Raw genomic sequence first — 12,652 nt, 5'->3', positions numbered from 1 at the left:
GAGACCCACCTTGTCCACTCACGACAACGTCCTGCGGGTCGGCATGGTCGGCTACGCGTTCATGGGCGCCGCGCACTCCCAGGCGTGGCGCACCGTGAACCGCGTGTACGACCTGCCGGCGCAGGTGCGGATGGCGCTCGTCTGCGGTCGCGACGAGCCGAAGGTGGCCGAGGCCGCCGGACGGCTCGGCTGGGACGGGCACACCACGGACTGGCGGCGGCTCGTCGAATCCGACGAGATCGACGTGGTCGACATCTGCACACCGGGGGACAGCCACTGCGAGATCGCCCTCGCCGCGCTGGCCGCGGGCAAGCACGTGCTGTGCGAGAAGCCGCTGGCCAACACGGTCGAGGAGGCCCGGCAGATGACGGCCGCCGCCGCCCGGGCGCAGACCGCCGGGGTACGCGCCATGTGCGGCTTCAACTACCGGCGGGTGCCCGCGGTCGCCCTGATGCGGCGGCTCGTCGCCGACGGGCGGCTCGGCGAGATCCGGCACGTCCGGGCGGTCTACCTCCAGGACTGGATCGTGGACCCGCAGTTCCCGCTGGTCTGGCGGTTGCAGAAGGACAGGGCGGGCTCCGGCGCGCTCGGCGACATCGGCGCGCACATCATCGACCTGACCCAGTACGTGACCGGGCAGCTCATCACGGGGGTCAGCGCGGTCACCGAGACGTTCGTCAAGGAGCGGCCGCTGCCGGCCGGGTCGAGCGGCCTGGCCGCGCAGGCCGACGGCAACGGCCGGGCGACCGGCCGGGTCACCGTCGACGACGCCGCGGTCTTCGTGGCCCGGCTCGACGGCGGCGCGCTCGCCACCTACGAGGCGACCCGTTTCGCCACGGGCCGCAAGAACGCCCTGCGTGTCGAGATCAACGGCTCGCTGGGCAGCGTGGTGTTCGACCTGGAACGCCTCAACGAACTGGAGTTCCTCGACGCCACCCGGCCCGCCGCCGAGCAGGGCTTCAGCCGGATCCTGGTGACGGAGCCGGAACACCCGTACCTGTCGGCGTGGTGGCCGCCCGGCCACATCATCGGCTACGAGCACTCCTTCACCCACCAGATGCGCGACTTCGTCGAGGCGGTCGCCACCGGGGTGGACCCGACGCCGTCGTTCGCCGACGCGCTGCAGGTCCAGCTCGTGCTCGACGCGGTGACCCGCTCCGCCGAGCGGGCCGCGTGGACGGAGGTGGAACCCGCCCTGGCCGAAGTGGCCGCCTGACCGATCCGCCCCGCGGCGCGCCCGCGCGCCCCCGACACGGCTGTCCACGCGGCGCCCCGCGCCGCCCGAAGGGCTTTCCGGCGCCGGCCGGCGAGGGCCCGCCGCGGTTGCGCCCCGCGGCGGAAACGAGGCCGGCCCCGGGGAGCGTGCCGCCGGAACCTCGGCCGGCACGAACCAGCAGGCCGTCCGGTGCGGCCGGACCGGGATTCCCCGGCCGCACCGGCGGACCGGCCCGACGACGGGGAGGCAGGAATCATGCGTACGGGTGTCTGGCTGGTGGGAGCGCGCGGCTCGGTCGCGACCACCAGCATCGTCGGGGCGCTCGCCCTGCGGGCCGGGCTCACCGGCCCGACCGGCTGTGTCACCGAGCTGCCCGAACTGCGCGGGCCCGCCCTGCCGTCCTTCGCCGACCTGGTGTTCGGCGGACACGACGTGGTGGACACCCCGCTGCCCAAACGCGCCGAGGCGCTCGCCGCCGCCGGGGTGCTGCCCGGCCGGCTGGTCGACGCCCTGGCCGGTGAGCTGGCCGAGGTGGAGGCGGCGCTGCGTCCCGCACCCACCGGCGGCAGCCCGGCCGACCGGGTCGCCGCCGTGGCCCACGACCTGTCCGAGTTCCGCCGCCGGCACGCGCTCGACCGGGTGGTGCTGGTCAACGTCTCCGCCACCGAACCGGCGCCCGAGCCGCACCCGGCCCACCACGACCTCGCCGCGCTGCGGGCCGCGCTGGCCGGCCCCGCCGAGGTGCTGCCGCCCAGCTCGCGGTACGCGTACGCGGCGTTCACGGCCGGCTGCCCGTACGTGGACTTCACCCCGTCCACCGGCGCCCGGCTGCCCGCCCTGGCGGCGCTCGCACAGGAGCGCGGCCTGCCGTACGCCGGGCACGACGGCAAGACCGGCGAGACCCTGGTCAAGTCGGTGCTCGCACCGATGTTCGCGCTGCGCCACCTGGCCGTACGTTCCTGGTCCGGTGTGAACCTGCTTGGCGGCGGCGACGGCGCCACGCTCGCCGAACCCGCCGCCAACGCGGCCAAGGTCGCCAGCAAGCAGCGGGTGCTCGGGGAGACCCTCGGCTATGTCCCGCAGGGCGACACCCGGATCGACCACGTGGCCGAGCTGGGCGACTTCAAGACCGCCTGGGACCTGGTCACCTTCGTCGGTTTCCTGGGCACCGGCATGCGGCTGGAATTCACCTGGCACGGCTGCGACTCGGCGCTCGCCGCGCCGCTGGTGCTCGACCTGGCCCGGCTCACCGCCGCCGCGCACGCCGCCGGTCGCACCGGGCCGCTGGCCGAGCTGGCCTTCTTCTTCAAGGACGGGATCGACGCGCCGACCCACGCGCTGGCCGAGCAGTGGACCCTGCTGCGGGAGTTCGTCGCCGGCCTGCACGCCGGGGCGGCATGATGACCCGTTTCGCCGACCTCGCCGAGCTGGTCCGGGCGCCGGCCGCGCTCTCCGTGCCGGGGGACGTCCTGTCCGGCGCGGCGGCGGCCGGCGCGCTGGGCCGGCGTACGCCCGCGCTGGCCGGAGCCTCGGTACTGCTCTACTGGGCCGGAATGGCCGCCAACGACTGGGCGGACCGGCGGCTCGACGCCGTCGAACGCCCCGAGCGGCCGATCCCCTCCGGCCGCGTCCGCCCCGCCACCGCGCTCGGCGTCGCGGTCGGCCTGACCGCCGCCGGGCTCGCCGTTGCCGGCGCCGCCGGGGGCCGGCGCGCCACCGCCGTCGCGGTCCCCCTCGCCGCCACCATCTGGGGGTACGACCTGCGGGCCAAGAACACCGCCGCCGGCCCGGCAGTCATGGCCGCCTGCCGGGGGCTGGACGTGCTGCTCGGCGCGAGCGTCGGGCCGGCCCGTGGCCGTGGCGGGCGGGAGGCGCCGCCGGGCGCTCGTCGGCTGGTCCGGGCGCTGCCGGCCGCGCTGACCGTGGCCGCGCACACCTGGACCGTCACCGCGCTGTCCCGCCGCGAGGTCTCCGGCGCCGACCGGCGACTGCCCCGGGCCACCCTGGCCGGGACCGCGCTGGTCGCGGCCACCGCGCTGGGCCGCCCCGACCCGGTGCCGGTGGTGCTGGCCGCCGGCTACGCCGGCCGGTACGGCGCCGCGCAGGCCCGGGTGCTCGCCGACCCGTCGCCGGCCCGGGTGCGTGCCGCCGTCGGCGCCGGCATCACCGGCCTGCCCGCGTTGCAGGGCGCGCTGACCGCCCGGGCCGGCGCCCGGCTGCTCGGCCTCGCCGTCGCCGCGGCCGCCCCGCTCGGCCGCCGCCTGGCCCGACTGATCTCACCGACATGACCACCCCCCGGCGGACGGCGCTCGACCCGGCCGGGCTGCGATTCGGGTACGGCACCAACGGGTTTTCCAACCACCGGCTCGGCGACGCGCTCGCCGTCCTGGCCGACCTCGGGTACCAGGGCGTGGCGCTGACGCTGGACCACGACCACCTGGACCCGTTCATGCCGGGACTGGCCCGTCGGGTGGCCGCCGTGCGCCGCCGGCTGGACGCGCTCGGCCTGGCCGTGGTGATCGAGACCGGGGCCCGCTACCTGCTCGACCCCTGGCACAAGCACGCGCCGACGCTGCTGCACGACGACCCGGCCCTGCGGATCGACTTCCTCCGCCGGGCCGCCCGGATCGGCGCGGACCTGGGCGCCGAGGCGGTCTCGTTCTGGGCCGGCGTCCCTCCGCCCGAGGTCCCGGCGGCGCTCGCCTGGCAGCGCCTGGTGGCCGGCTGCGCCGTCGTCTGCGTCGAGGCCGAGGCGGCCGGCGTGCCGCTCGGCTTCGAACCCGAGCCGGGCATGCTGGTCGAGGACATCGCCGGCTGGTTCCGGCTGCGGGAGGCACTGGGCGCGCCGCCCGGCTTCGGCATCACCCTCGACATCGGGCACTGTCGCTGCCTGGAGCCGCGGCCGGTGCCCGACTGCGTGACAGCGGTCGCCGAGCACCTGGTCAACGTGCAGATCGACGACATGCGACGGGGCGTGCACGAGCACCTGGAGTTCGGCGCGGGTGAGATCGACTTCCCGCCGGTGCTGGGCGCCCTCGCTGCCGCCGGCTACCGCGGCCTGGTGGCCGTGGAACTGCCAAGGCACTCCCACGCCGCCCCGGCCGTCGCCGCCCGCTCGCTCGACTTCCTCCGCGCCGCCGCCCGCGAAGGCGGTGGTTGAGCACCTGCCACCCGGCTCGAAAGGGGAGACGGCATGACACCCGACCAACTGCGCGCCGCGTTGCGGGGCGTACCCGATCCGCAGTGGCTGGACGCGGCCCTGCGCCGTGTCGCGACCGATCCCGCGGCGATCCCGCGGCTGTTCGCCCTCGCCGCCCGGCGGTGCGGGCGGGGGCCACTGCCCGACCCGCCCGGCTGGACCGTCGACGAGGCCGCCCGAACGTTGCTGCTCACCGGGCTCCCCGCCGACCACGCCGCGACGGCCGAGGCGCTCTACCGGCACGGCGACGCCGCCGAGAAACGTGCCGTGCTGCGCGCCCTTCCGCTGCTGCCGATCGGGGCGGAGTGCGTGCCGCTGCTGCACGACGCGATCCGCACGAACGACACCCGGCTGGTGGCCGCCGCCCTCGGCCCGTACGCCCGGCACCTGGAGCAGCCGGCCTGGCGGCACGCAGTCCTCAAGTGCGTCTTCACCGGCGTGCCGCTGGCCGTCGTCGACGACCTGGACGGGCGGGCGGACGGCGAGCTGGCCGCGATGCTGGCCGCGCTCGCCGCAGAGCGGCACGCCGCCGGCCGTGCCATGCCCGCCGACGCCACCGCCCTGCTCGACCGGCTCGGCGACGGCTCGCACCCCACCACCGCCAGGGAGGCGTGATGCGCATCTTCGACCCGCACATCCACATGACGTCCCGGACCACCGACGACTACGAGCGGATGGCCGCGGCCGGGGTCCGCGCCGTGGTGGAGCCGGCGTTCTGGCTGGGCCAGCCGCGCACCAGCGTGGACACGTTCGTCGACTACTTCGACTCGCTGATCGGCTGGGAGCCGTTCCGGGCCGGCCAGTTCGGCGTCCGGCACCACGCCACCGTGGCGCTCAACCCGAAGGAGGCCAACGACCCGCGCTGCCGCCCGGTGCTCGACCTGCTTCCGCGCTACCTGGACAAGGACGGCGTGGTGGCGGTCGGGGAGATCGGCTACGACTCGATGACCCCGGCCGAGGACGCCGCCTTCGCCGGCCAGCTCGCCCTGGCCGTGGCGCACGACCTGCCCGCCCTGGTGCACACCCCGCACCGGGACAAGGCGCGCGGCGTCGAGCGCACCCTCGCCGTCGTCGCCGAGTCCGGCATCGACCACGGGCGGGTGCTGGTCGACCACCTCAACGAGGTCACCGTGAAGCTGGTCCGGGACACCCGCTGCTGGCTCGGCTTCTCGATCTATCCCGAGACGAAGATGTCGCCGCCGCGGATGGTCGAGCTGCTGCGGACGTACGGGACCGAGCGGATGCTGGTCAACTCGGCCGCCGACTGGGGGCGCTCCGACCCGCTGCTCACCCGGGCCACCGGGGAGGCCATGCTGCTCGCCGGCTTCACCGAGGACGACGTGGACCGCGTGCTGTGGCGCAACCCCGTGGAGTTCTACGGCCAGTCCGGCCGGCTGGACCTCACCGATCTGGAGGGGGCCGCCGCCACCTTCGCCGGCAACTCGATCCTGCGCGGAGGCGAGTGATGCGGCTGCGGCACGCCGACGGGACGACCGTCCACCTCGGCTACTGCACCAACGTCCACCCCGCCGAGGACCTGCCCGGGATCCTCGCCCAGCTCGACACCTACGCCGTCGCCGTCCGCCGGGCGCTCGACACCGACCGGCTGGGGCTGGGGCTGTGGCTGGCCGCCCCGGTGGCCGCCGCGCTCGCCGCCGACCCGGCGGCCCGCAGCCGGCTCCGGCACGAGCTGACCGTACGCGGGCTGGAGGTGGTCACCCTCAACGGCTTCCCGTACGCGGCCTTCCAGGCGCCGGTGGTCAAGGGCGCCGTCTACCACCCGGACTGGACCACGCCGGACCGGCTCGCGTACACCCTGGACCTGGCCCGGGTGCTGGCCGACCTGCTCCCCGACGACGCGGCCCGCGGCTCGATCTCCACCCTGCCGCTGGCCTGGCGCACCCCGTGGGACACCGGGCGGTCCGACGCCGCCCGCCACCGCCTCGATGCCCTCGCCGCCGGCCTGGCCGCCGTGGAGCGGGAGACCGGCCGGAGCATCCGGGTGGGCTTCGAGCCGGAACCGGGCTGTCTGGTGGAGTCCACGGGACAGGCACGCGAGGTATTGTCAGCCATGGATATCGACCGGCTCGGGATCTGCCTGGACCTCGCGCACCTCGCCTGCGCCTGGGAGGAGCCGGTCGAGGCCCTCGCGCGGCTGCGCGACGCCGGGCTGCCGGTGGTCAAGGTGCAGGTTTCCGCCGCCGTCGAGGCACCCGACCCGGCCGGCTCGGCCGAGGCGCTGCGCCGCTGGGTCGAGCCGCGCTTCCTGCACCAGACCCGTGCCGCGGGCTGCGCCGGCGCCGCCGACCCGGCCGACCCGGCGTACGCGGCCGACGACCTGGACGCCGCCCTCGACGCGCGGCTGCCCGGGGCGTGGCGGGTGCACTACCACGTGCCGCTGCACGCCCCGCCCGAACCGCCGCTGCGGTCCACCGTGCCGGCGCTGCGGGCCGCCCTCGCCGCGCTCTACGCCGGTCCGGTCGCGGGCTGCGACCACCTCGATGTCGAGACGTACACCTGGGGGGTGCTGCCGGCGGCGCGGCGGCCGCGCACCGACGCGGAGCTGGCCACCGGCATCGCCGCCGAACTGGCCTTCGCCCGCGACGAGCTGGTCGGCCTGGGCCTGGCCACGGCCGCCGGGGTAACCCGGTGAGCCGGCGGCTGGTGGTGCTCGACGTGGTGGGGCTGACTCCGCGGCTGCTGGCGCACATGCCCCGGCTGCGCGCGGTCGCCGAGGCCGGCTTCGCCGCCGAGCTGGGCACGGTGCTGCCGGCGGTGACCTGCTCGGTACAGTCCACCTTCCTCACCGGCGAGCCCCCGTCCGGGCACGGAATCGTCGGCAACGGCTGGTACTTCCGCGACCTCGGCGAGGTGCTGCTCTGGCGGCAGCACAACGCCCTGGTGGGCGGGGAGAAGCTGTGGCAGGCCGCGCGCCGGGTGGAGGCCGGCTACCGGGTCGCCAACGTGTGCTGGTGGTACGCCATGGGCGCCGACGTGGACTGGACGGTCACCCCGCGCCCGGTCTACCACGCCGACGGGCGCAAGGAGCCGGACTGCTGGACCGACCCGCCCGAGCTGCACGACACCCTGACCGAGGCGCTCGGCACCTTCCCGCTGTTCACCTACTGGGGGCCGGGCGCCGGGCTGCCGTCGTCGGCCTGGATCTGCCGGGCCGCCGAGAAGATCCTGGCCGACCACGCGCCGGACCTCACCCTGGTCTACGTACCGCACCTCGACTACGACCTGCAACGCTTCGGCCCGTCCTCGCCGCAGGCCGCCGCCGCGGCGGCCGAACTGGACGCGGTACTCGCGCCGCTGCTCGACGCCGCCCGGGAGCGGGACGCCACGGTGGTGGTGCTCTCCGAGTACGGCATCACCGACGTCTCCCGGCCCGTGGACGTCAACCGGATGCTGCGCGGCGAGGGGCTGCTGCGGGTCTACACCCAGGCCGGCATGGAGTACCTGGACCCGTGGACCTCGCGGGCCTTCGCGGTCGCCGACCATCAGGTGGCGCACGTCTACGTGCGGGACCCGGCCGACGTGCCCGCGGTGGCGAAGCTCTGCGCGGCCCTGCCCGGGGTGGCCGAGGTGCTGGACGCCGCCGGCCAGGCCGGGCACGGGCTGGACCATCCGCGCTCCGGCGAGCTGGTGCTGGTGGCCGAGCCGGACGCCTGGTTCACCTACTACTACTGGCTGGACGACGCCCGCGCGCCCGACTTCGCCCGGCTCGTCGAGATCCACCGCAAGCCCGGCTACGACCCGGCGGAACTCTTCTTCGACCCGGCCGCGCCGGGTGCCGCGAAGCGCCGGGCCGCGGTCGCGTTGGCCCGCAAGAAGCTCGGGATGCGCTACCTCATGAGCGTGGTGGGGCTGGACGCCGGGGCCCGCGCGGTCCGCGGCTCCCACGGCCGGCTCCCCGCCGACCCGGCCGACGGGCCGGTGCTGCTCTGCTCCGACCCGGCCGCGGCCCGGGACCGGGTGGCCGCGACCGACGTGAAGGCGCTGCTGCTCCACCTGGCCGGACTGGCCCGGGAGGCCCCGTGACCGTGACCGTCGTACCGACCGACCCGGCCCTGCTGCGGGACCGCTTCGACGCGGCGCTCGCCGCGTTCCTCAGCGAGCGCGGGCCGGGTGGGCCGGACGACGGGACGGGCCCCGTGCACGCCGTGCTCCACCAGTTCGTCCTGGCCGGCGGCAAGCGGCTGCGGCCCCTGTTCTGCTACTGGGGCTGGCGGGGCTTCGGCGGCCCCGACGGCACCCCGATCGTGACGGCCGCCGCGGCGCTCGAGCTGTTCCACGCCTTCGCGCTGATCCACGACGACATCCTGGACCGCAGCGACCGCCGGCGCGGCCGGCCCACGGTGCACCGGGTCTTCGCCGACCGGCACGCCCGGGCCGGCTGGCGGGGCGACCCGGAGGCGTACGGGCGGCAGGCGGCCCTGCTCTGCGGCGACCTCTGCGCCACCTGGTCCGCGCAGATGTTCCACGGGTGCGGGCTCGACCCCGAGCGGCTGCGCCGCGGCCACGCCCTGCTCGCGCGGATGCGCGCCGAGGTCATCGCGGGGGAGTACCTCGACGTGGCGGCCGCGGCCGGCGACGGCTCGGTGGAGAGCGCCCTCGCCGTGGTCCGGCTCAAGACGGCCCGCTACACGGTGACCCGCCCGGTGCAGGTCGGCGCCGCGCTGGCCGGCGCGGATCCGGACGTGGTGGCCGCGCTGGCCGGGTTCGGCGACCCGCTCGGTGACGCCTTCCAGCTCCGCGACGACCTGCTCGGCGTCTTCGGCGACCCGGCGGTGACCGGCAAGTCCAACCTGGACGACCTGCGGGAGGGCAAGCCGACCGTGCTGCTGGCGCTGGCCCGGAAGGCCGCCGGGCCGGCCGTCGCGGCGCGGTTGCGGGCGCTGGTCGGCGACCCGGCGCTGGACCCGGCGGGTGCCGCCGAGGTGCGCGGGATCGTGGCGGCCTCCGGGGCGCGGGCGGCGGTGGAGCGGATGATCCGGTCCCGGGCCGACGCGGCGCTGGCCGCGCTGGACGGGCTGCCGCTGGCGGAGCCGGCCCGGGCGGCGCTGGCCGATCTCGCCACGCGGGCCGTGGACCGGCGCCGTTGACGGTAACTTTTGTCGCTCATCGACGAAAGTCGTTCCGGAACCAACGGAAGCTATGGACAGGCTTATCGAAAGGTCTTAATGTCGTGCGCAAGCACAGAGCTGTTTCGTCGAGGTGACCCGCCCGTACCCGGCACCCTCGTCGAGGTGACCGCCGGCCGGCCGCAACCACCGGTGGTCACGGCCCACCGAGCCTCATCCGGCGGGCCCGGCGCAGCATCCCCGCACGGCATCCGGCGCGACGCGCGCCCGATCCAGGCTGCGCGCGTCAGGAAGGGACAGCAGAGGCATGTCCAGCCCCCACCACACCCCCACCCGACGATGGCTCCCCGCCGGATCGGCGCTGCTGCTCGCGGCGGCCGCCGGCGCGGTCGGCCTGACCGCCACCCCCGTCCCCGCGTCCGCCCACCCCATCCCGGCGACCGACTTCCAGCAGGTCGAACTCGCCCGGGGCGTCGCCGAGACCGGCGAGCCCATGTCCCTCGCGGTGCTGCCCGACCGCTCGGTCCTGCACACCGCACGCAACGGCACGCTCCGGCGCACCGACGCCGCCGGCGTCACCACCGTGATCGGCACCCTGCCCGTCTACAGCCACGACGAGGAGGGCCTCCAGGGCGTCGGGGTCGACCCCGGCTTCGCGAGCAACCGGCAGATCTACCTCTACTACGCGCCCCCGCTGTCCACCCCGGCCGGCGACGCCCCCGCCACCGGCAGCGACTTCTCCGCCTGGCGGGGCGTCAACCGGCTCTCCCGGTTCAACCTCAACGCCGACTTCACCCTCAACCAGGCCAGCAGGGTCGACGTGCTGGACGTGCCCGCCGACCGGGGCATGTGCTGCCACGTCGGCGGCGACATCGACTTCGACGCCGCCGGCAACCTCTACCTCTCCACCGGAGACGACACCAACCCGTTCGACTCCGGCGGCTACGCGCCGCTGGACGAGCGCACCGACCGCAACCCCGCGTACGACGCGCAGCGCAGCGCCGGCAACACCAACGACCTGCGCGGCAAGATCCTCCGGATCAAGGTGAACGCCGACGGGTCGTACGCCATCCCGGCCGGCAACCTGTTCGCGCCCGGCACGGCCCGGACGCGCCCCGAGATCTACGCCATGGGCTTCCGCAACCCGTTCCGGATGAGCGTCGACAAGGCCACCGGCATCGTCTACGTCGGCGACTACGGCCCGGACGCCGGCACCAGCTCGGCGCGCGGCCCCTCCGGGCAGGTCGAGTTCGACCGGGTCACCGGGCCGGGCAACTACGGCTGGCCGTACTGCACCGGCACCAACACGGCGGCCGAGACCTACGCCGAGTGGGACTTCGCCACCGGCACCGCGGGCGCGAAGTACAACTGCGCGGGCGGCCCCACGAACAACTCGTTCCGCAACACCGGCCAGAGCACCCTGCCGGCCGCGAAGCCGGCCTGGATCCGGTACGCGGGCGACGCCGGCAGTCCGCCCGAGTTCGGCGGCGGCTCCGAGTCGCCGATGGCCGGCCCCGTCTACCGCTACGACGCCGCCAACCCGTCCACCACGAAGTTCCCGCAGTCCTTCGACGGGCAGTTCTTCGCCACCGAGTTCGGCCGCGGCTGGATCAAGCCCATCCACCTCAACCCCGACGGCTCGCCGGGCACCATCGACGCCTTCGGATGGACCGGCAAGCAGGTGATGGACTCCGCCTTCGGGCCGGACGGCGCCTACTACGTGCTCGACTACGGCACCGGCTACTTCAACGGCGACGCCAACTCGGCGCTCTACCGCTTCGACTACCTGGGCGGGGGCAACCGCGCCCCGGTGGCCCGGGCCGCCGCGGACCGGACCTCCGGCACGGCCCCGCTGGCCGTCGCCTTCTCCTCGGCCGGCTCGTCCGACCCGGAGGGCGGTGCGCTCACGTACGCCTGGGCGTTCGGCGACGGCGGCACCTCGACGGCCGCCAACCCGTCGCACACCTACACGGCCAATGGCCGCTACACCGCGACGCTCACCGTGCGGGACCCGCAGGGCGCCACGGGCACCGCCAGCGTGGTCATCACCGTGGGCAACACCGCGCCGACGGTCACCGTGAACAGCCCCGGCAACGGGCAGCTCTTCTCCTTCGGTGACACCGTGCCGTTCCGGATCACCGTCACCGACCCGGAGGACGGCACGATCGACTGCACGAGGGTCAAGATGACCTACGTGCTCGGCCACGACCAGCACGGTCACCAGATCACCTCGGCCACCGGCTGCACCGGGTCGATCAGCATCCCGGTCGACGGCGAGCACGACGACGCGGCGAACATCTTCGCGATCTTCGACGCCGAGTACACCGACGCCGGCGGCCTCACCACCCACACCCAGCACACCCTCCAGCCCCGGCACCGGCAGGCCGAGCACTTCAAGACCTCCGCCGGGATCAACACCTTCGACAAGGCGACCGCCGAGGGCGGCAGGACCGTCGGCGACATCCACAACGGCGACTGGATCGCGTTCGAGCCCTACCAGCTCGGCAACGTCACCGGCTTCAGCGCCCGGGTCTCCTCGGCCGGGGTGGGCGGCACCCTCCAGGTGCGGGCCGGCTCGGCGACCGGCACCGTCCTCGGCTCGGCCACCGTGCCGGTGACCGGGGCGTGGGACACGTTCACCACGGTGACCGGCACGGTCGCCAACCCGCCCGCCGGCACCACCACCCTCTACCTCACCTTCGCGGGCGGCGCGGGCGCGCTCTACGACGTGGACTCGTTCACCCTCGCCACGTCCGCGGCGCGCACCGGCCCGGTCCGCGGGCTGGCCGGCAAGTGCCTCGACGTGCGCAACGCCGCGACGGCCGACGGCACCCAGATCCAGCTCTACACCTGCAACGGCACCGCGGCGCAGAGTTGGACCGTGACACCGAACTCGACGGTCAGGGCGCTCGGCAAGTGCCTGGACGTCTCCGGCGGCGCGACCGCCGACGGCACGAAGATCCAGCTCTGGACGTGCAACGGCACGGGGGCGCAGAACTGGTCGGCGCAGGCCGACGGCACCCTGCGCAACCCGCAGTCCGGCAAGTGCCTGGACGTGTCCGGCAACAACTCCGCCGACAGCACCCCCGTACACCTCTGGACCTGCACCGGCGCGGCGAACCAGAAGTGGATCCTGCCGTGAAGACCCGG

The 12,652-nt window shown here is 75.2% G+C and carries 10 protein-coding genes; all 10 read left to right on the top strand.

Features of this window, described 5'->3' with window-relative positions; translation table 11 throughout:
• Nucleotides 1-10: 10 nt before the first annotated feature.
• The 10 genes from GA0070214_RS26570 to GA0070214_RS26525 all read left to right on the top strand — a co-directional run bounded on the left by GA0070214_RS26570 (nucleotide 11) and on the right by GA0070214_RS26525 (nucleotide 12,644).
• Complete coding sequence (locus GA0070214_RS26570; RefSeq protein WP_091269232.1) at nucleotides 11-1,216, top strand: Gfo/Idh/MocA family protein; 1,206 nt, start codon at nucleotides 11-13, stop codon at nucleotides 1,214-1,216.
• A 255-nt stretch (nucleotides 1,217-1,471) separates the two neighbouring features.
• On the top strand, nucleotides 1,472-2,617 hold the full coding sequence (locus tag GA0070214_RS26565) for an inositol-3-phosphate synthase (protein ID WP_091269231.1): 1,146 nt from the start codon (nucleotides 1,472-1,474) through the stop codon (nucleotides 2,615-2,617).
• Nucleotides 2,617-3,504 carry an SCO3242 family prenyltransferase gene (locus GA0070214_RS26560; RefSeq protein ID WP_091269230.1) on the top strand — a complete coding sequence of 296 codons (888 nt, stop codon included), beginning with the start codon at nucleotides 2,617-2,619 and terminating at the stop codon, nucleotides 3,502-3,504. Before GA0070214_RS26565 ends, GA0070214_RS26560 begins: the two co-directional genes overlap by 1 nt.
• Nucleotides 3,501-4,376, top strand: coding sequence for a sugar phosphate isomerase/epimerase family protein (locus GA0070214_RS26555; protein ID WP_091269229.1), 876 nt, complete (start codon nucleotides 3,501-3,503; stop codon nucleotides 4,374-4,376). Before GA0070214_RS26560 ends, GA0070214_RS26555 begins: the two co-directional genes overlap by 4 nt.
• 33 nt (nucleotides 4,377-4,409) lie before the next feature.
• Entirely contained in the window at nucleotides 4,410-5,030 is a 621-nt protein-coding gene (locus GA0070214_RS26550) for an EboA domain-containing protein (RefSeq protein ID WP_091269228.1), read from the top strand.
• A complete protein-coding gene (locus tag GA0070214_RS26545) occupies nucleotides 5,030-5,881 on the top strand; it encodes a TatD family hydrolase (protein WP_091269227.1) in 852 nt (283 codons plus the stop codon). The genes GA0070214_RS26550 and GA0070214_RS26545 overlap by 1 nt, the downstream gene beginning before the upstream one ends.
• Entirely contained in the window at nucleotides 5,881-7,068 is a 1,188-nt protein-coding gene (gene eboE, locus GA0070214_RS26540; RefSeq protein ID WP_091269226.1) for a metabolite traffic protein EboE, read from the top strand. The genes GA0070214_RS26545 and eboE overlap by 1 nt, the downstream gene beginning before the upstream one ends.
• Nucleotides 7,065-8,459 (top strand): alkaline phosphatase family protein, encoded by a 1,395-nt coding sequence (locus tag GA0070214_RS26535; protein WP_091269225.1) that lies wholly within the window; start codon nucleotides 7,065-7,067, stop codon nucleotides 8,457-8,459. The genes eboE and GA0070214_RS26535 overlap by 4 nt, the downstream gene beginning before the upstream one ends.
• A complete protein-coding gene (locus tag GA0070214_RS26530) occupies nucleotides 8,456-9,523 on the top strand; it encodes a polyprenyl synthetase family protein (RefSeq protein WP_091269224.1) in 1,068 nt (355 codons plus the stop codon). Before GA0070214_RS26535 ends, GA0070214_RS26530 begins: the two co-directional genes overlap by 4 nt.
• A gap of 286 nt (nucleotides 9,524-9,809) precedes the next feature.
• Nucleotides 9,810-12,644 (top strand): RICIN domain-containing protein, encoded by a 2,835-nt coding sequence (locus GA0070214_RS26525; protein ID WP_091269223.1) that lies wholly within the window; start codon nucleotides 9,810-9,812, stop codon nucleotides 12,642-12,644.
• Nucleotides 12,645-12,652 lie beyond the last annotated feature (8 nt).

The sequence above is a fragment of the Micromonospora chaiyaphumensis genome, assembly GCF_900091435.1.
In the GTDB taxonomy this organism is placed as follows: Bacteria; Actinomycetota; Actinomycetes; order Mycobacteriales; family Micromonosporaceae; genus Micromonospora; species Micromonospora chaiyaphumensis.
Note: the sequence above shows the minus strand (reverse complement) of the source record. Positions and strands in the feature narration are given on the sequence as shown.